Genomic DNA, 17,212 nt, shown 5'->3' on the forward strand with positions numbered 1-17,212 from the left:
CCTTTGTCGGTATCAGCAGCTTAGTCAAAGCCGCGCCGGGATCGTAAGAAAAACGGTAAAACTTTGCTGCAATCTCCCCTGCCCGATGCCTTACCACTTCACGCCCAGGCCGGTTGAGAAAGTCCCTTCGTTGAGGGTATCCGGCGTGCCGTTCACCAGGTTGCGGTGATAGCCGAGATGCAGGGTTGACCACGAGGTCAGGGTGTAACGCAGGCCGACTTCGGCATCCAGGGTAAAGACGCCATCGTCATCCAGCGAATGGCCAACGTCACCGTTGCTGTAGAGCGTGACCGATTTGCCCAACAGATAACGCTGATAGCTCCAGCGTACCGAGGCACCAAAGTGTTTCTCTTCCCGCCCGTCGCTGTAGCCATAACCAAACGCCCCGCCCAGTATCGATACCGAGAAGGAACTGAGTTCGGTATCCCACAGCTGGTAGCCCGGTCCGGTGCCTATCAGCGCCTGACGCGACAGATCTTCGACCCAGTCGCGTTTGTAGGTAGCGCGGGTTTGCCAGAAAAATTGCTCCCGGAACAGGTAATCAAAAGCATAACGCAGGCTGTAGTTGTCGGTATTGACGTCTTCATTCTCCTGCTCGCGGTTATAGGTCGCGCCGATATCGTGACGCCATTTGCCCTGCGCCAGTTTGGTATTGAGGGAGAAATTGTAATCGTCGGTTTTGGTCGAGGCTTTTTTGACCTTCATGCCGGCATCGATGTTGCCGGTCCACGACAGCTGATCGGTGCGGACTTTGGCTTTCATAAACTCGTCGATACGCTTTACCGAGATCTTCTCTTCACGCTCATTGCGCTCCACCCAGATATAGCCGGGATCGGAGGCGGAGAGCCGGACCTGATAGCGCTCGCCGGTTTTCTTGTTTTCGACATTGACCGGATTTTCGCTCGCCAGGGTACTGACCACGTTCCAGTCGAGAGTGACCGTTCCGGCATAGGCAGTTTCTATCGCCAGTTTGCCATCGCTCAGGTAGCGCACCGTGCCGGTCAGCCGGTCGCCATTGTTCAGCCAGACGGTATCAGCAGCGGCCTGGTCTGCCCATCCGAGAGCGAGGCCCACCGTCAATAGCGGACTGATCAGGTGTCGTATCGGGCCGATGGTGCGATGCATAGCGTTCCCTGTTAAGGCGTCGGTCGTCTTCCACGGGCAATAAGGCACCGCTGATTGAGGCTTAATAATTAAGACTATAACAGGCAGATATGCAATGCCGGTCAGCGCGCACCGGCTCAGAATGCTGCCCGCGCGCTGGAATAAGCGAAGTGCGGAAAAGATGATTAACTTATTCGCTGTTTGCATAATCAGCATTCTTTTCCAGGCTTAAACAGGCAAACCCACATAAGGAGGCAACATGAACGACGAATTTAAAAAGTGCATTGAGGCCTGTTATCTGTGTGCCGCAGCCTGCGATCACTGTGCGGCATCCTGCCTGCAGGAAGAGAACCTTGAGATGATGCGCAACTGTATCCGGCTGGACATGCAGTGTGCCAGTCTCTGTCGGCTGGCAGCGCAGTTTATGGCGCTGCAGAGCGAATCAGCCCGCCCGCTTTGCCAGCTGTGCGCCGACCTGTGTCAGCAGTGCGGCGACGAGTGCGGTCAGCACCAGCACGACCACTGCCAGCAGTGCGCTAAGGCCTGTCATCACTGTGCTGAAGCGTGCCGCCGCATGGCCGCCTGACAGCCCCGACATCGCCCCCGGAGCCCGCCAGCCGGGGGCGAAAATCCCTGCCCGTTCCCGCAAAGGCGAAACCGCACAAATTACCTGCTGACAGCGCTTTAATCGCGGCGTCGCTTGTCCTACACTTTTATCTGTTGCACTAGATAATCAAACACAAGGTAAATCATGAGTTGCGAGTCACGTGCCGACATCGGCAAACAACTGTCGTTCGCCCTGTATGGCGCCGCCAGCCGGATGAACCGGATGCACAAACCTTTTCTGGATCCGCTGGGCCTGACCTTCCCGCAATATCTGGTAATGCTGGAGCTGTTCAGCGAGACGCCACGCAGCGTCGGCGATCTGGGGAACCGGCTGGGCATGGATACCGGCACCATTACGCCGGTTCTCAAGCGGCTGGAAGCGGCCGGGCGGATTGTCCGCACCCGCGACCGTAATGATGAACGACGGGTGTTGATCACCCTGACCGCGCAGGGTGCCGCCCTGCAGCAAACCTTGTGGACGATTACCGACAGCATTAAATCCGCCTGCAACCTGTCGGATCAGGAGCTGGCCGCGCTACGCGACACCCTGCTCGACTTCGCCCATCCGGCGCAACAATAACGCCCATCGACAAAGAGGTAACAGATGAATATCAGCATCATTGGCGCAGGCAATATCGGCGCAACCCTGGCACGCAAACTGGCCGCCGCCGGTCACACCATCCGACTGGCAAACTCACGTGGTCCTGACTCGATTCAGACGCTGGCCAGAGAAGTGGGTGCCACGGCGGTAACCCGCGAAGACGCCGTTCAGGACGCCGAAGTGATCATCCTGGCGATACCTTTCGATAAGCACCCGGCGCTGGCCAGCCTGTTAAACGCTGCACCTGCGGACGCCATCATCATTGATACCAGCAACTACTATCCGTTCCGCGACGGCGATATTGCGGCACTACAGCAGGGGCAGACAGAAAGCCAGTGGGCCAGCGAACAGCTGCACCGTCCGGTGATTAAAGCGTGGAATGCGGTACTGGCGGCGACGCTGGCCGAAAAAGGCCAGCCGGCGGGTCAGCCCGATCGCCTGGCGATACCGGTTGCCGGTGACGATGCGCAGGCGAAAGCCGTGGCAATGACGCTGGTCGACGTGACCGGTTTTGATGCGGTTGACGCGGGTTCGCTGAGCGACTCATGGCGTCAGCAGCCGGGTACGCCCGCCTACTGCACTGAACTGTCCCAGCCCGCGCTGATTAGCGCGCTACAGGCGGCCGACCGCGACCGCGCACCGCACAACCGCGATGCGCTGATCAACGAGTTCATGTCAGCCGGAGAGCTGACGCATGCGGCGATCGTGGCGCGCAACCGTGCCGTCACCGCCTGAAAAAGTGCTAAGAAGCAGACTCCTGCACACCGTCTGACGCCGGTGAGCTGAGTTTCAGGCAGACGGTGCGGCAAGGTCGCTGTTACCGTCGATCCCTGCCAGCGCCGGTGCCTCAGCAGACGCTGCGATCGGTGCCGGAACAGGCCCGGCGCGCGCCGTCGGACAGCAATACTCAGCGGTGGCAGGTGATCTCAGCCAATCGATCACCTTTCACGGCCAGGCGCCGTTTATGGCAGATGTTCAGGACAAATCGTGCAGCTCTTTGCCGAGTGGCGGGCTGAGCGTGAAGTGTGCGATGCGAATCGCCAGCCCGGCACGTTCGGGTGAGCAGCCCATCACCCCGACAAAGCGCCGCCCACGGCCGGGCCACGGACAGAGGCGTAACAGCGGCCACTGCTCGCCGTCGGTTGAGTACTGAATGCGCAGCGCCTCATTAACCAGCGTAGCCCGCAGCCAGAAGCTGCGCGGATCGCCGGGAAACAGGCCGGTTGACCAGTCTGATTTCTCGCGCGTAACCACGCAGCCTAACGCCGGCTGGTCATCATTAAATTCAATGCCCGCCTTAACCCAGTGCGTCTCATCATCCTGAATAAACAGCCCGGCCTGATCGTACAGCTGGCTGAAATCCGCCCTGACCTGCACCTGTACCGTAAAGTCCTCATCGATCCAGAATCCATAAGCGTGTCCGCTGTGCCGGGCAAAACCGTACCAGGTGCGCTGCCAGAAATCGCTGTTAAACGCCGTCTCAAAGCATAATTCACTCTGCTCAAGATGATGTACCGGCGGCGGATTGATCCAGACGCCGCCGTCGGTGGAAATTGAATCGATCGCTGACATACCTTCTCCTGTAGACGTTGCACTTGTTGCCGTCGGGTGCGGCCTGATTTGACCAGCATAGCGCGCTTACTGGAGATGCGGCGACGACAGGCAGCGTATTTAATAGCGAAACGCCTTCTGGCAATAATTTAAACCCGTGCCGATACACAGCTATTCAGGCCGGGAAACAGGCGGCGCGCCCGGCAATATAATCGGTTTATTAACGCTATTTTTGGATAACAAGACATCCAGAATTTAATAAAAACCATACCGTCATAAGTCATAACTACGGTAAACGAGGCCGCGCCCCACAACGGATTAAATAAGTCGTTCACTGCCCACAGGTTATTTTCACTCAACTTAACCGGGCGGCGGCGCTCTATCTTTGCATTCTCGCCTGGCAGTTCTGGCATTATGTTCCGCATGCCATCAATATTGGCCAGCGGGCGAGTCGAAAAGCGCTGATTTCGGCATGGCTTTCAGGCCTGACTATTACGCTGGGTAATCCCAAAACCATTGCCTTTTATCTGGCTATTTTTCCGCTGGTGATCTCCGTGGATAGGGTTTCACTGCAAACCTGGGCCATGATGCTGGTGCCGTTGACTATTCTGGCCCTGCTGCTGGTGGGCGCGATTTTATTCTGGCTGCGCTGCGGATTCGGCACTTTTTAACCCGCCCCCGCGCCCAGCGCATATTGTTCCGCTCGGCGGGTAGCATTATGTTGCTGGCGGCCATCAGCATAGTCGCAAAATCCGTCTGAACGCTGACCGGGCCTGCTTTTCAGCGAACTGTGAGTCCGGGAGGCACGGCAGTCAGCAAGGGCAGCGACCGATATTCTGCCGCTACGCCGATCAGGACCATAATTAACTGATTTATTCAGCTAACTGACGAAGCCGTTATTTTCTCCGGCAGCCCGTAAAATATTTCATTTTGTTAATATGCTGGCGTAATTCAGCTTCAGCAACCAGGATTAATCGGTCTGAGGCAATGACCTCACAAATGAATAAGGAGGAAATTTCCATGGTAGATAAATCACAAATTTTAGACCACGCTCAGGTCGTTGATGTTAATGGTGAACACGTAGGGGTTGTTGATCATTTTGAAGGTGACGATAAAATCAAGCTGGCAAAAAGCGATCCTGAAGCGGGCGGGCAACACCATATTATTCCCTTTAGCTGGGTAAAAGAGGTGGATGATAATAAAGTCATTCTCTCTAAAGCGAAGGCAGATGTTGAAAGCGAGTGGCAGACTGCATAATTTTCTGGCCGTGGCGCACGCCACGGCTCTGTTTTATCCGTTAACTTGCTGCTTATTGTCGCTCACGTTCCAGTTTGATAAATAATCCCACCCTCTAGAAAACCCAGCATGATTCACGGTATTTAGCCAGGGTAAAACACAGTTTACTCAACCATTTTTTGCTAATGGAAAGTGTTCAGTAATAAACAGCCATGCTGTCTAATTTTTTATCAAACCTGCACCGCAACAAACCATCATTCAGAGCAGTCATTCCTGCGGAAAAATATCCCTGTACCAACCAAAGCGGAAAGCAGGATATCTTCATTGCGTCCAGCATTCTGAATGCCGCTGAATGTACCGTCAGGTTTAACGGCTAGCGGGTCCTGTCACGCCCGTTCTGTCCGCCAGACACCCATGCCGGGCTGTCAGTAGCGCGGCCGGTTACCAAACCCGGCGGAATCTATCAGACCCGCTGCCGGCATCGCTCCGGTATCACCAGGTGCCCCGCTCAACTGGCTCAGGAAGCGCGCTGACCACCAGTGGCTGTCATGAATATGCAGTTCCTTTATCAGCTGCTGGTGATACGCCTGCCTGACGGATAAAGGCAGGCGCAGCGCGGTATGAATAGCCGCCGCAATCTCATCAGAATCATACGGATTAACAATAATCGCCCCCTTCATCTGTTCAGCCGCGCCGGCAAAGCGAGAGAGTATCGATTGCCCGCTGATCCGGGTGCTGCGTTTGAATGCTGACAGGGCGACCGTAAAAACGGTATCCCCCTCGCCTTCTCCGATCTCAGCCGGTCTTCAGCGTGACTGAATCGTGAAGGTTACTGAGCAGACAGTTAACCGGATGGCAGATAAAAAAGGCGTAAAGAGTGCGAAGCGGAATATAAAAATGCAGTAAATAGGGTGCAGTCGATCGTGGATATGATCAGGCGGGGAAGTGATAAACCGGGGAGCCGACCACGTCGGCCAGGTTGTGCAGCGATGATGTGGACGGGTCAGAGAAGAGAGGATGAACGCTGCCCGCAGATGAACGGACGACACCCGGCCGCCGCCCGTGATGAACGGCAGACGCCTTGCCCGCTCCGGCAGAACACTCACCTGCTCTGCCGGACACGGCGCGGCGTGATGTTGGTCGAGACTCTTGCCTGAACGGCATTAATACCGGCTGTCCGTCAGCGGCCTCCTGACCGGCCGTAAAACCGGCTTACCCGCGCTCCATCACTTTAATCCCTTCTTCAGGCTCCCATACCGCCCAGATTTCCCAGAATAAATCGTTAACCGTTTCTTTAAGCGCTTCCGGGTGAAAGCGGGTGCTGCGATAAACTGAACCGAGTCTGGCATCAATGTGTGCGTCACCGTTAGCGGTACCGATATTCATCGCAAAGGCATCGCAGTTCATCGAAAGCCAGATAATCCGGGCACAGGTACAGGAGGGAGGATTGTGCAGCGTAATATGACTAACTACTGCGTCTTCAGAAGTGTTCATAACAGGACCTATTGGCAAGTTAAATAGCGGTCAGAAGCCGGCAGGATCGCGTCTGACATCCGCTGCACCGTGGGAAGCGTGCAGCGGTCTGGTGTATCGTGCCGGCGTTACCGATGCGGTTAAGTGGCTGCTGGCGTGTTTAACGCCTTCAGCAGGCTGAACGCCACCTTCATGTGATCTTCACTGACCACAAAAGCGCGCATCACCCCGTCCGGGTCATAACCTTTCGCGATCACGCCGTCTGAAGAGAACGCCATCTGCCAGTTGTAGGCCGGATTAGCCGGATCGCCCGCCAGCTGAAGCGGCATATCCGGTGTTTTGACCTTGATCAGCATCGGAGGCAGCGTCAGGTTAGCGGCCTGTCCGGTCAGATTTTTGGCCAGGGTGATCGCCGCCAGCGTCGCCGGCTGCAGGTAAGGCATCAGTTTTCCCTCTATCTCTGCGCAGTCGCCCAGCGCATAAATATCGGGAACCGAGGTGGCGAGCGTGCGATCAACGACAATGCCATGACGCACCTCGATACCCGCTCTTTTTGCCAGCCCCGAATCGGGACGTAAGCCGATGGCGCACACCACCGCGTCAAAACACTTTTTCTCTCCGTCGCTGAAGGTAGCTGCAACAGAATCTGCCTGGCGGGCAAGTTCAGTCACTTCAGTCTGGAACATCATCTGCACGCCGCTGTTGATTAATCGGTGTTGCAGACGACCGCTGATTTCCGGCGGCAACAGCGCGGCGAGCAGACCTGCACTGCGATCAATAATCGTTACCTGTTTACCGGCACGATTAAGATCCATTGCCAGTTCGGTACCGATCAGCCCGGCTCCGATGATCAGCACCCGTGCCGCATTCATCAGCCCGGTGGCGCACTGGCGATATTCCTGCTGACTGTTGAGCGTGTAGATCAGTTCACTGCCCGGCATCGCCGGAATCACAGGCCGGGCACCGGTGGCCAGCACCAGCTTTCCGTAAGCAAAATCGCCTGCGCTGCTGTTCACCCTGCGCGCCAGCGTGTCGATGTCGCTAACCACAGTGCAAGGATGCAGCATGATGTTCTGGCTTTCGGCCCACTCCGCTGCCGTCTGACGGGTTAAGTCATCGGCCGCGCAGCGCAGGCTGATCACATGGCTCAGCTCAGGCTTGTTGTACTCATCGCAGCTGTCGGCCGCGAGAACCCGAATCGGTACCGTTTTATCCTGCTGACGAAGGTGCTTAACCAGCTGCCGGGCGGCGAACCCGGAGCCGATAATCACAATATCTTCAGACATTCGCTTAGCCCTCGAAAGGATCAAACACAGATTTACCCAGTGCGCATCCCGGACATAAGAAATCGTCAGGTACCTCTTGCCATGCGGTGCCAGGTTCAACGCCCTGATTTGGTTCACCGTCTGCCGGGTCGTACACCCACTGGCAGACGGTACAGATCATTTTCTGTTCGGCGCCTTCGCCCGCTTCTGCCATCGCCACGCCATCACGGTTTACCGCTGCGGCGGCCGCAATCGCGGCTGGCACTGCTTCCTCAGCGGGCTTTGGCGCTGAGTCAGGCAGCGGAGAGAGCGCCCATTCACGGGCGATTTTGCGGCCGTGTTCGCGACACGCTTCCAGCGCGGAGAGATCGGGACGCCACTTCGCTTTAAGCGCGATGGTCATATCGAAACCGGCATCCTGCAGTCGGGTGGCGACCCGGTCCACGGCACCGCCGGTCCAGCCATAAGAACCGAACGCTGAGGCGCGTTTATTGCGGAATTTCAGGCCAGTCATCTCTTCCAGCATGCCGGCGATTTTCGGCATCATCACGTTATTCATGGTAGAAGAACCGACCAGAATGCCTTTTGAGCGGAAGCAGGAGGTGATGATTTCATTTTTGTCGTGGGTGGAGACGTTATAAACCTTCACTGCCACCCGCGGATCGGTCTCGCGGATGCCTTCGGCAATCGCATCGGCCATCATGCGGGTATTATTCGACATCGCGTCGTAGAACAACGTGATGCGATCTTCCTGATAATCGGCCGCCCATTTCAGATACAGCTCAACGATCTGTACCGGGTTGTCGCGCCACACCACGCCGTGCGAGGTTGCGATCATGCTAACCGGCAGGCCGAAGCTGAGAATCTCGGTGATTTTCGCGGTGACCAGGCGAGCAAACGGGGTCAGGATGTTAGAGAAGTAACGCTGGCACTGGTCGAATAATTCGTTCTGATCAACTTCATCGTTGAACAGATGTTCATCGCAGTAATGCTGACCAAAGGCATCGTTACTGAATAACACCGCATCTTCCGTCATGTAGGTCATCATGCTGTCTGGCCAGTGCAGCATCGGAGTTTCAATGAAGATCAGCTTTTTACCGTTGCCGATATCCAGTGAGTCACCGGTTTTAACAATGTTAAAATTCCATTCTGGATGGTGATGATGCCCGTTGATCGAGTCGACGCCGTTTGCCGTACAGTAAATCGGAGTGCCGGGGATCAGCGCCAGCAATTCGGCCAGCGCGCCACAGTGATCTTCTTCAGCGTGGTTAATGACGATGGCGTCGATTTTTTTCAGATCGATCTCTTCAGCCAGGTTTTTGACAAAATCGGAGCGGAACCGGAGATCGACCGTATCGATCAGCACCGTCTTTTCTTCACGAATCAGGTAGCTGTTATAGCTGGTGCCACGCTGCATTTTGTACTCTTTACCGTGAAAATGCTCGACTTCCCAGTCACGTTTACCCACCCAGGAAATGTTATTTTTAACATGGATATTCATCAGAAATTCTCGCAGTGTAAGTGATAGTCCCGTATCTCTTTGCATCTGCCGTGCCAACTTTTAACTTATTGTTTTATATGAAATTAAATTAATGTCATTGTTTTAAAGACATGGGTGTGAATTGTTTTGTTCACAATGCATTGTTTTAATGACAAGGCTACGGGCAATAAAAAACCCGCCGCAGCGGGTTTGAAGAAAATTAATTTTTTGTCCTGGGCGGGATATGTACCTCACGCTCAAATCCGTTGCCGGTTAAGGCGACATCCGGATCGGCAAAAAAATCGATATTGAAGTAAGTGTCGTCAGTTAAAAGCTCAATCCGATGCCAGTATTGCGGCGGGCTGATACCAAACTGCCCGGCGTTAATGGTGACTTCCATTTCGTGGGTTGTCTCATTTTCACTGGCAAAACCAAAATATTTTACCGCACCGCACATCACCGATAGCCGGCCATAAACGCCTGCGCGGGTGTTGTGATGGGTTAACAGTGCTTTCGGCACGCTTTCCCGGTTCCAGAAAGGCGTGGAGCGGGTATGAACAAAATGTTGTGGGATGCTCTGGGTCATCGTCAATCTCCGGTTAGCCAATGATTCCGCCGCGAGTAAGCCAGTTACGGCGTTGTTCAGCGAGTTCCTGTTTTTCGGTACTGTGTTTAAACACCGCCATCCGCAGGCGCTGTTGCTGGCTATAGCGCTCTTCCCGGCTCAGTTCGGGATCTTCACTCAGCGCGCACAGCAGCGTATTCATCTCGCGAATGACATTGTTCGCTAAGGCGGCCTCGACCGCCCTGTTCACCTCTTCTCTATGGTTCATGGCATTACCCCATATAAGTATTAAGCTGTTGGAGCAGCAGTGCGCCTGCGACGATAAGGGAGACCGGGGTGTAGGGAATATCTAAATCGACCCAGGCTTTGCGTCCGTTATACACCGTTTCGAAATGCAGCCGGTCCGGGGCACTCTGTCGGTAAGTAAACACCGGTCCACGCGGACCGCCGAACGCCGCCCAGCGCAATGAATTGGCGGCGGTTTCGAGCTGTTCTGTGGTAAGCACATGCGTCGTTTTCAGGTCGGACATGGTTCTGCTCCTTAAAAAAGTCTCTGTATGAGACAGAGCAAACTTTGTGCCATTTTTTAAGTGATTGATATTCCTCATCAGGTCAACGTGATATTGTGTTTATAACAACGTAATACATTGTTATTAAGACAACCCGTGTGCAGGTGACTATATGGCTTTATCTGTTGAGACGCTGGCTGGGCTGGCAGTGGATATTCAAAAAGGCGTAAGCGGCCGCGATCGCTTTAGCCAGATGATTAAGAGTATCCACGCCGCGCTGCACTGCGACGCTACCGCGCTGTTACGCTATGAAAAACAGCAGTTCAGACCGCTGGCCACCGCTGGCCTGGCACCTGACGTGATGGGACGCCGGTTTAAACTTGACGCCCATCCCCGGCTTGAGGCGATTGCGCGCGCCGGTGATGTGGTACGTTTCCCGGCCGACAGCACGCTGCCCGATCCCTATGACGGCCTGATCCCCGAACAGGGTGAATTACATGTGCATGCCTGCGTCGGGATGCCGCTCTTTTCGGGACAGCGGCTGATCGGGGCGCTGACCCTCGACGGCATTAACGCTACCCAGTTTGATAATTTTAGCGATGAAGAGCTGCGCGTGCTGGCAAGCCTGACCGCCGGTGCGTTAAATAATGCTCTGCTGATGGAACAGTTAGAAAAGCCGGCCTCCTCTTTTACCCCGCTGCCCTTCCGGCCTGAAGAGGATCAGGAGATGCAGATCATCGGTGAATCTGCCGCGCTGCTGCATCTGAAAAAAGAGATCGGCGTGGTTGCGCCCTCTGACCTCAGCGTGCTGATCATGGGCGAAACCGGGACCGGCAAGGAACTCATCGCACAAGCGATCCATCGCCATTCTCATCGCGCGGCCCGGCCGCTGATCTATCTCAATTGCGCAGCGCTTCCGGAAACCGTAGCGGAAAGTGAGCTTTTTGGTCACGTAAAAGGGGCCTTTACCGGCGCGATTCACGATCGTCCGGGTAAGTTTGAGCTGGCGGATAAAGGAACCTTATTTCTGGATGAAATTGGCGAACTGTCGCTTTCGCTGCAGGCCAAACTGCTACGCGTGCTTCAGTACGGCGACCTGCAGCGGGTCGGCGAGGACAAAGCGCTGACCGTTGATGTACGGATTATCGCTGCGACCAACATGGATATGCGTAAAGCGGTCACCGAGGGGCGATTCCGGGCGGACCTGTTCCACCGCTTAAGCGTTTTCCCGCTGTTTGTTCCGTCGCTGAATGAGCGCCGCGACGATATCGTGCTGCTGGCCGGTTACTTCTGCGAGCAATGCCGGATGAAGTTCGGGCTGATGAGCGTGGCCCTGAGTCCGGCGGCCAGCAGCCTGCTTGAAGCGGCGGACTGGCCAGGCAACGTTCGCGAACTGGAGCATGCAATTTATCGGGCGGCGGTTATCGCCCAGGCTGAATCGCCAACCGGCGAAGTGATCCTGTTTCCCCAGCATTTCAGCTTCGAGAATCAGGCGCCGCCTGAGTCACGATTGACCGAATCGGTTAACAGCATGCCAATGATGAGTCTCAACGATGCCACCCGTAAATTCCAGTATGACTACATCCGCCATGTCTATGAAAATAATGGCAAAGTCTGGGCCAGAGTGGCGCGCCAGCTGGAGCTTGATCCCGGTAACCTTCATCGTCTGGCCCGCAAGCTGGGCCTGAAATAGCAATAACGACGGCTGAGTGCCGGCAATTTTCTCACTACGGTATCTGCCAGCGCACCTTGCCATGAAGGCACGCTGGCACAGCCATAGCCGCTGCTGCTGTTGTTGTTGTTGTCGTTGTTGCCACTTTTGCCGCGGTTGCCGCTGCTGCTGTCGTTGTTGCCACTTTTGCCGCGGTTGCCGCTGCTGCTGTTACTGTTGCTGCTGTTGTTGCCACTGCTGTCGCTGTTGCAATACAGCTCCCCGCCTCGCCTCAGCCTGAAAAGTCAGTTTCCCCTGTTGCTCCGCCGCCTGCTTCAACTCAACGGTAAAACGCGAGGCATGAGGTTGGCCTGATGTCATCGTTTAATGGCTGGCGGGCAACTCACGCCACTGCACGGTACGCTTTACACTCTTCGCTATACCAGACAGGTCGGCTCGATTCATCCGGCGGGATGCGGCTTTCTGCCCACGGACCGGCTGTCAGCCTGCCTGATCTTCTGTTGCGGAGCGTTAATCACAATGAAAAATATCCATCGCCCGGTGCTGATACTGGCTGGCTCCCAGGCGATATTTCAGACCATTTCTATCCTGACAATGACGATTGGCGGTCTGGCCGGTGACCTGCTGGCCCCTTCGCCCGCCCTGATCACCTTGCCGTTGTCGATGGCCAGCCTCGGCACCGCTCTTGTCATGTTTCCGGCGTCATTGTGGATGAGCAAAGTCGGCAGAAAAACCGGCTTTATCAGCGGTGCGCTGAGCGGAATTGTTGCCGCCGCCGTTTCAATGACAGCAATGGCACTGCACTCTTTTCTGCTGCTGTGTCTGGGCATGTTTTTCCTCGGCGTTTATCAGGCTTTCGCACAGTTTTACCGCTTTGCGGCAAGCGAAGCGGCGCTGCCCGCGTTACGGGCGAAAGCGATTTCGCTGGTGCTGGCCGGTGGCGTCGTCGCCGCCCTGCTGGGGCCGCTGCTGGCGCGCAGTGGCAGCGCCCTGTTCGCGATCCCTTACCTCGGCTCGTTTCTTTTTATGGGGATTATGGCGTTACTCGGCGTGGTGGTGCTTTCCGGTCTGCAGATGCCGCCGCCGCAGAGCGCCGTGCCGGATCCGGTCGCAGCCCGGCCGTGGAAAACCGTGCTGTCCCAGCCCGCGTATCTGGTGGCACTTTTCTCCGCCGCCTCCGGATTCGGCATTATGGTACTTGCGATGACGGCGACGCCAATTGCAATGCATCATCATGCGTTTGACCTTAGCCAGAGCGCTGAAGTGATCCAGCTGCACGTGCTGGGTATGTTTCTGCCCTCCTTCTTTACCGGCAAACTGATTGCGCGCTTTGGTGTGATTAGCATCATGCTGACCGGCGTCCTGCTTATGCTGGGTTACATTGGGCTGGCCTGTATCGGGGTCAGCTGGGGAGGATTTGCCGGTGCGTTAATCCTGGTCGGCACCGGCTGGAACTTTCTCTACATCGGCGGAACCACCCTGCTTGCGACGACCTATACCACCAGTGAAAAAGGGGTGGCGCAGGCGGTCAACGACATGAGCGTGTTTATCTTCTCTCTTATTTGTTCACTGAGTGCCGGATCGCTGCTCAGTCTGTACGGCTGGAAAACCATGAACCTGCTGTTATTGCCGTGGGTGCTGCTGCTTGCGCTGCCGCTGCTGTGGCTGGCCTGGCATCAGAAACGGCTGACGGCTGCAACTACGTCATAATATGACAATGGATGAACGCGCCATTCAGCCGGCCGCAGGGGTAAGCGACCAGCAGCCCGCAGGCTGGCTGAGGCCACCGAGTAACGCGTTACGCCTGCCCGATCAATGAGCAGGTAATGTGATCGGGTCGCCGATAAGGATATTCATAACGCAGATGATCGTGATATGGCTGACTGACGATAACACCACGCTCTTCCTTCCCTGTTAATAAAGGATCCACCATGAAAAATGCCCTGATCGTGATTGATATTCAGAATGACTACTTCCCCGGCGGGGCCTTTCCGCTTGAAGCAGCAGATGAGGCGTGTAAGGCGGCCGTTAAAGCGATTAACGACGCGCAGCAAAAAGGATGGCTGATTGTCGGCGTTCAGCATATCGCCACCGCTGAGGCACCTTTTTTCCGCCCGGAGAGCGAAGGCGCAGCGTTTCATCCGGATATTGCTGCGGCGCTGGGCAATGCGCCGGTGGTGGTTAAGGCTGAAGCGGACAGCTTTTTTAACACGAATCTCGAACCGTTACTCAGCGAGCACGGTATTACCGATATCTATCTCACCGGCATGATGACGCAGCACTGTGTCACGCATACGGCGCTTTCTCCCCAAAGCCAGCCAATGAAAGTCCACATTATCGCTGCGGGTTGCGCAGCACCGACCCGTGCGCTGAGCGATCTCGCCCTCTCCGGCCTGCGGGTGCGCTGTAGCGTGGAACAGGCAATCCTGAACTAAGCGGCGCCCTTTACCGCCTGCAGAGGCCGGTAAGGGTGATCGTCGCGGCGCGTCATAAGCCCCGATATCGCACCGATCAGACTGCCGGCTTTGTCGTAGCCGGCTTTATCTCTCCCGCTGAAGCGGCCTCTTTTTACAACAGTTCGGCGGGCTGACTCAGTGGTTATCCACCGCTTCAGGTACCCGCGCAATCACTTTGATTTCAAAATCAAAGCCCGCCAGCCAGTTGACGCCGACCGCCGTCCAGTTCGGGTAAGGCGCCTGCCGCCATATTTCATTTTTAATCGCCAGCACCGTGGCGAACTGGTTTTCCGGATCGGTATGAAATGTGGTGACGTCTATCAGATCATCCAGCGTACAGCCCGCTGCGGCCAGCGTGGCTTGCAGGTTACGAAACGCCAGTCGGACCTGCTCAGCCAGTTCAGGTTCAACCGAACCGTCGGCACGACTGCCAACCTGTCCGGAAACAAACAGCAAATCACCGGATTTAATCGCCGCAGAATAGCCATGCTTTTCGTATAGCGCATGACGCCCTGCCGGGAAAATCACTTCACGCTGCATCATAAAATCGCCTTATTGTGGATTGACGTGACGGCGCATGGAAAACCACGCCCCCGATTCAGATACGAACCGTATATGAATAAATCATGCATACGCCTCGTATGTCAATTAATATACGCAGCGTATCAACGAGGGAGGAAATATGGCTGCAGGTCGTCGTGCTGAAACAATGAAAGAGAATCGCAGTAAACTGATCTTTGCTGCCCGCAAGGCCTTTGCCGAGCGGGGATTCGCCGAGGCATCGATGGATGACCTGACGGCCAGCGTCGGGCTTACCCGGGGGGCGCTGTACCACAATTTTGGCGATAAAAAAGGCTTACTGGCTGCGGTAGTGGCGCAGGTGGACAGCGAGATAGCGCTGCGTGCCAGAGACGTTGCCGCCGCCGCTGATACCGCATGGGAAAAGCTGATGCTGGAGGGGGCCGCGTACATTGAAATGGCGCTCGACCCGGAAGTGCAGCGTATCGTATTGCTTGATGGGCCGGCCTTTCTTGGCGATCCCACCCGCTGGCCCAGCCAGAATGCCTGCCTGGAAGCCACCCGCAGCGCCTTAGCGCAAATGGCGGCGAGCGGCACGCTCAGGCCGGTCGATGTGGAAGCTGCGGCACGCCTGCTCAACGGCAGCGCATTTAATGCTGCGCTCTGGGTGGCAGCCAGCGATAACCCCAGACAAACGCTGCCCAAAGCAATTGAGGCGTTCAGGCTGCTGGCAGGTGGATTGCTGTCGGCAGGTTAAGGCCGGTTCCGAAACAGACCGGCGACCTGAGCCGCCGGGTTTAACTGTTTTCCCGATGATCCGGCGGAGTGGATAGCACCTCGCCAGCGTAACCGATCGATCCTTGCCGTTACACCACGGGCAAACCCAGGTTCTCGCGTAGCGTGGCAAACGGGTAATCGTCACGGAACAGCCCCCGGCGGCGCAGTTCCGGGATCACCCGTTCGACAAACAGGTCGAGCTGTTCCGGCATGATGGCGGGCATGATGTTAAAGCCATCCGCGCCGCCCTGTTCCAGCCACAGCTGGAAATCATCAGCAATATCCTGCGCGGTACCGACAATCACCCGGTGCCCGCGTGAACCCGCCGCAATGGCTGCCAGCTCACGCAGCGTCAGGTTTTCACGTTTTGCCATTTCGGTCATCAGCTTAACGCGACTCTGATTCCCTTCACCCGGCGGCACCTCCGGCACCGGGCCATCCAGCGGATACTGGCTGAGATCCATGCTGAATCGCAGCGAAAGCTGACGCAGCCCATTATCAATATCCACCAGCGTATTCAGCTCCTTCCACAGCGCCTGCGCCTCTTCGCGCGTGCGGCCGACAATCGGCATCACGCCAGGCATGATCACCACATGATCCGGATTACGTCCGGCAGCAACCACCTGCTCTTTCTGGCTGCGGTAGAAGGTTTGCGCTTCCTCAAGGCTGGCGGCGGCGGTGAAGATCACCTCTGCGGTCTCAGCCGCCAGCTTCTGACCATCGGCAGAGGAACCGGCCTCAATAATCACCGGACGCCCCTGCGGAGAACGGGTGATGTTAAGCGGGCCCTGTACCTGGAAATGCTCGCCCTGATGGTTGATCGGCTTGATTTTGTCATCGACAAAATATTCACCGGTCTGCTTGTTGGGCTGAACCGCACCCTCTTCCCAGCCTTGCCATAACTTGTTGGTGACCTCGAGGAACTCGCGCGCCCGGGCATAGCGTGCGGCGTGGTCGGGCATATCGCTGCGGCTGAAGTTACGGGCAACATCGTCTGAAAACGAGGTCACGACGTTCCAGGCTGCGCGCCCCCGGCTGATGTGATCCAGCGATGAGAAGCTGCGCGCCAGGGTAAAGGGATCGCTAAAGGTGGTAGAGGCGGTCGCCGCCAGGCCAATGCGACGGGTATTGACCGCCAGCGCGGAGAGCATCGTCAGCGGTTCCAGTCGGGCCATGGTCGACGGCAGTCGGTACATGCTGGTTGCCAGCGCATCGCCGACAAAAAACAGGTCGAACTTACCCGCTTCCGCTTTTTTGGCGAGGGTGATCAGCCAGTCGATGTCCGTGGGATCGCCGAGCTGCTGGGTCAGACGCCAGCCGCTGACGTGTTGTCCCACCGGCTGAACGAAAAGACCGAGTCGCAGGCGACGTGATGATGTTGGCTGTTGCATAAAAGAT

General features: G+C 56.2%; 21 protein-coding genes and 1 pseudogene. 10 read left to right on the forward strand and 12 right to left on the reverse strand.

The window, feature by feature from the left end; genetic code table 11:
• Positions 1-90: 90 nt before the first annotated feature.
• A complete protein-coding gene (locus FHW04_RS02710; protein WP_046288469.1) occupies positions 91-1,125 on the reverse strand; it encodes a DUF481 domain-containing protein in 1,035 nt (344 codons plus the stop codon).
• Positions 1,126-1,363: 238 nt separating this feature from the next.
• Here FHW04_RS02710 and FHW04_RS02715 point away from each other — a divergent pair, with 238 nt between their 5' ends.
• The 4 genes from FHW04_RS02715 to FHW04_RS02730 all read left to right on the forward strand — a co-directional run bounded on the left by FHW04_RS02715 (position 1,364) and on the right by FHW04_RS02730 (position 3,327).
• Entirely contained in the window at positions 1,364-1,690 is a 327-nt protein-coding gene (locus FHW04_RS02715; RefSeq protein ID WP_031377297.1) for a four-helix bundle copper-binding protein, read from the forward strand.
• A gap of 165 nt (positions 1,691-1,855) precedes the next feature.
• A complete protein-coding gene (locus FHW04_RS02720; RefSeq protein ID WP_031377298.1) occupies positions 1,856-2,290 on the forward strand; it encodes a MarR family winged helix-turn-helix transcriptional regulator in 435 nt (144 codons plus the stop codon).
• Positions 2,291-2,314: 24 nt separating this feature from the next.
• Positions 2,315-3,046 carry an NADPH-dependent F420 reductase gene (locus FHW04_RS02725; RefSeq protein WP_069728000.1) on the forward strand — a complete coding sequence of 244 codons (732 nt, stop codon included), beginning with the start codon at positions 2,315-2,317 and terminating at the stop codon, positions 3,044-3,046.
• A 65-nt stretch (positions 3,047-3,111) separates the two neighbouring features.
• A complete protein-coding gene (locus FHW04_RS02730; RefSeq protein WP_353933830.1) occupies positions 3,112-3,327 on the forward strand; it encodes a nitroreductase family protein in 216 nt (71 codons plus the stop codon).
• Here FHW04_RS02730 and FHW04_RS02735 read toward each other — a convergent pair.
• Positions 3,287-3,883 carry a DUF1349 domain-containing protein gene (locus FHW04_RS02735; RefSeq protein WP_089561161.1) on the reverse strand — a complete coding sequence of 199 codons (597 nt, stop codon included), beginning with the start codon at positions 3,881-3,883 and terminating at the stop codon, positions 3,287-3,289. The two genes, FHW04_RS02730 and FHW04_RS02735, sit on opposite strands and share 41 nt — an antisense overlap.
• A 128-nt stretch (positions 3,884-4,011) precedes the next feature.
• Positions 4,012-4,275, reverse strand: a complete 264-nt coding sequence (locus tag FHW04_RS02740) for a hypothetical protein (protein WP_128088280.1) — start codon at positions 4,273-4,275, stop codon at positions 4,012-4,014.
• Between FHW04_RS02740 and FHW04_RS02745 the strand changes: the two are divergent.
• A pseudogene (locus FHW04_RS02745) lies at positions 4,210-4,622 on the forward strand (LysE family translocator); the annotation flags it as partial. The gene FHW04_RS02740 and the pseudogene FHW04_RS02745 overlap by 66 nt on opposite strands.
• 260 nt (positions 4,623-4,882) lie before the next feature.
• Entirely contained in the window at positions 4,883-5,119 is a 237-nt protein-coding gene (locus FHW04_RS02750; protein WP_031377302.1) for a DUF2171 domain-containing protein, read from the forward strand.
• 404 nt (positions 5,120-5,523) lie between these two features.
• On the opposite strand, the gene FHW04_RS02755 is transcribed toward FHW04_RS02750, so the two are convergent.
• The 7 genes from FHW04_RS02755 to FHW04_RS02785 all read right to left on the reverse strand — a co-directional run bounded on the left by FHW04_RS02755 (position 5,524) and on the right by FHW04_RS02785 (position 10,411).
• Positions 5,524-5,778: a trehalose-6-phosphate synthase gene (locus tag FHW04_RS02755; RefSeq protein ID WP_031377303.1), complete on the reverse strand. Its 255-nt coding sequence runs from the start codon at positions 5,776-5,778 to the stop codon at positions 5,524-5,526.
• A 532-nt stretch (positions 5,779-6,310) separates the two neighbouring features.
• Positions 6,311-6,592: a hypothetical protein gene (locus tag FHW04_RS02760; RefSeq protein ID WP_128088281.1), complete on the reverse strand. Its 282-nt coding sequence runs from the start codon at positions 6,590-6,592 to the stop codon at positions 6,311-6,313.
• Positions 6,593-6,711: 119 nt separating this feature from the next.
• Positions 6,712-7,857 (reverse strand): NADH:flavorubredoxin reductase NorW, encoded by a 1,146-nt coding sequence (norW, locus tag FHW04_RS02765; protein ID WP_031377305.1) that lies wholly within the window; start codon positions 7,855-7,857, stop codon positions 6,712-6,714.
• A gap of 4 nt (positions 7,858-7,861) precedes the next feature.
• Entirely contained in the window at positions 7,862-9,337 is a 1,476-nt protein-coding gene (norV, locus tag FHW04_RS02770; protein ID WP_069727995.1) for an anaerobic nitric oxide reductase flavorubredoxin, read from the reverse strand.
• A gap of 199 nt (positions 9,338-9,536) precedes the next feature.
• Positions 9,537-9,902 carry a DUF1971 domain-containing protein gene (locus tag FHW04_RS02775; protein ID WP_069727994.1) on the reverse strand — a complete coding sequence of 122 codons (366 nt, stop codon included), beginning with the start codon at positions 9,900-9,902 and terminating at the stop codon, positions 9,537-9,539.
• Positions 9,903-9,915: 13 nt separating this feature from the next.
• On the reverse strand, positions 9,916-10,149 hold the full coding sequence (locus FHW04_RS02780) for a DUF2526 family protein (protein ID WP_031377308.1): 234 nt from the start codon (positions 10,147-10,149) through the stop codon (positions 9,916-9,918).
• Between the two features lie 4 nt (positions 10,150-10,153).
• The gene (locus tag FHW04_RS02785; RefSeq protein WP_031377309.1) at positions 10,154-10,411 is read right to left on the reverse strand and encodes a hypothetical protein; all 258 of its coding nucleotides are present in this window, start codon (positions 10,409-10,411) and stop codon (positions 10,154-10,156) included.
• Positions 10,412-10,562: 151 nt separating this feature from the next.
• On the opposite strand from FHW04_RS02785, the gene norR reads away from it, so the two are divergent.
• From norR to FHW04_RS02800, 3 genes are all read left to right on the forward strand, one after another.
• Positions 10,563-12,083 (forward strand): nitric oxide reductase transcriptional regulator NorR, encoded by a 1,521-nt coding sequence (gene norR / locus FHW04_RS02790; RefSeq protein WP_089561162.1) that lies wholly within the window; start codon positions 10,563-10,565, stop codon positions 12,081-12,083.
• A 498-nt stretch (positions 12,084-12,581) separates the two neighbouring features.
• Positions 12,582-13,772, forward strand: coding sequence for an MFS transporter (locus tag FHW04_RS02795; RefSeq protein WP_089561163.1), 1,191 nt, complete (start codon positions 12,582-12,584; stop codon positions 13,770-13,772).
• A 221-nt stretch (positions 13,773-13,993) separates the two neighbouring features.
• Positions 13,994-14,497 (forward strand): isochorismatase family protein, encoded by a 504-nt coding sequence (locus FHW04_RS02800; protein WP_031377984.1) that lies wholly within the window; start codon positions 13,994-13,996, stop codon positions 14,495-14,497.
• A 156-nt stretch (positions 14,498-14,653) separates the two neighbouring features.
• Here FHW04_RS02800 and FHW04_RS02805 read toward each other — a convergent pair whose 3' ends face one another.
• Complete coding sequence (locus FHW04_RS02805) at positions 14,654-15,061, reverse strand: RidA family protein (protein WP_069727992.1); 408 nt, start codon at positions 15,059-15,061, stop codon at positions 14,654-14,656.
• Between the two features lie 139 nt (positions 15,062-15,200).
• Here FHW04_RS02805 and FHW04_RS02810 point away from each other — a divergent pair, with 139 nt between their 5' ends.
• Positions 15,201-15,794, forward strand: coding sequence for a TetR/AcrR family transcriptional regulator (locus FHW04_RS02810; protein ID WP_031377986.1), 594 nt, complete (start codon positions 15,201-15,203; stop codon positions 15,792-15,794).
• Positions 15,795-15,903: 109 nt separating this feature from the next.
• On the opposite strand, the gene FHW04_RS02815 is transcribed toward FHW04_RS02810, so the two are convergent.
• On the reverse strand, positions 15,904-17,205 hold the full coding sequence (locus tag FHW04_RS02815; RefSeq protein ID WP_089561164.1) for an LLM class flavin-dependent oxidoreductase: 1,302 nt from the start codon (positions 17,203-17,205) through the stop codon (positions 15,904-15,906).
• Positions 17,206-17,212: the final 7 nt, after the last annotated feature.

Source organism: Pantoea sp. AN62 (assembly GCF_050432985.1).
Classification (GTDB): Bacteria; Pseudomonadota; Gammaproteobacteria; order Enterobacterales; family Enterobacteriaceae; genus Pantoea; species Pantoea brenneri.

Coding starts and splice junctions, on each gene's coding strand:
- FHW04_RS02710 (WP_046288469.1), bottom strand. CDS start 1,125: ATGCATCGCACCATCGGCCCGATACGACACCTGATCAGTCCGCTATTG.
- FHW04_RS02715 (WP_031377297.1), top strand. CDS start 1,364: ATGAACGACGAATTTAAAAAGTGCATTGAGGCCTGTTATCTGTGTGCC.
- FHW04_RS02720 (WP_031377298.1), top strand. CDS start 1,856: ATGAGTTGCGAGTCACGTGCCGACATCGGCAAACAACTGTCGTTCGCC.
- FHW04_RS02725 (WP_069728000.1), top strand. CDS start 2,315: ATGAATATCAGCATCATTGGCGCAGGCAATATCGGCGCAACCCTGGCA.
- FHW04_RS02735 (WP_089561161.1), bottom strand. CDS start 3,883: ATGTCAGCGATCGATTCAATTTCCACCGACGGCGGCGTCTGGATCAAT.
- FHW04_RS02740 (WP_128088280.1), bottom strand. CDS start 4,275: ATGCCAGAACTGCCAGGCGAGAATGCAAAGATAGAGCGCCGCCGCCCG.
- FHW04_RS02750 (WP_031377302.1), top strand. CDS start 4,883: ATGGTAGATAAATCACAAATTTTAGACCACGCTCAGGTCGTTGATGTT.
- FHW04_RS02755 (WP_031377303.1), bottom strand. CDS start 5,778: ATGAAGGGGGCGATTATTGTTAATCCGTATGATTCTGATGAGATTGCG.
- FHW04_RS02760 (WP_128088281.1), bottom strand. CDS start 6,592: ATGAACACTTCTGAAGACGCAGTAGTTAGTCATATTACGCTGCACAAT.
- norW (WP_031377305.1), bottom strand. CDS start 7,857: ATGTCTGAAGATATTGTGATTATCGGCTCCGGGTTCGCCGCCCGGCAG.
- norV (WP_069727995.1), bottom strand. CDS start 9,337: ATGAATATCCATGTTAAAAATAACATTTCCTGGGTGGGTAAACGTGAC.
- FHW04_RS02775 (WP_069727994.1), bottom strand. CDS start 9,902: ATGACCCAGAGCATCCCACAACATTTTGTTCATACCCGCTCCACGCCT.
- FHW04_RS02780 (WP_031377308.1), bottom strand. CDS start 10,149: ATGAACCATAGAGAAGAGGTGAACAGGGCGGTCGAGGCCGCCTTAGCG.
- FHW04_RS02785 (WP_031377309.1), bottom strand. CDS start 10,411: ATGTCCGACCTGAAAACGACGCATGTGCTTACCACAGAACAGCTCGAA.
- norR (WP_089561162.1), top strand. CDS start 10,563: ATGGCTTTATCTGTTGAGACGCTGGCTGGGCTGGCAGTGGATATTCAA.
- FHW04_RS02795 (WP_089561163.1), top strand. CDS start 12,582: ATGAAAAATATCCATCGCCCGGTGCTGATACTGGCTGGCTCCCAGGCG.
- FHW04_RS02800 (WP_031377984.1), top strand. CDS start 13,994: ATGAAAAATGCCCTGATCGTGATTGATATTCAGAATGACTACTTCCCC.
- FHW04_RS02805 (WP_069727992.1), bottom strand. CDS start 15,061: ATGATGCAGCGTGAAGTGATTTTCCCGGCAGGGCGTCATGCGCTATAC.
- FHW04_RS02810 (WP_031377986.1), top strand. CDS start 15,201: ATGGCTGCAGGTCGTCGTGCTGAAACAATGAAAGAGAATCGCAGTAAA.
- FHW04_RS02815 (WP_089561164.1), bottom strand. CDS start 17,205: ATGCAACAGCCAACATCATCACGTCGCCTGCGACTCGGTCTTTTCGTT.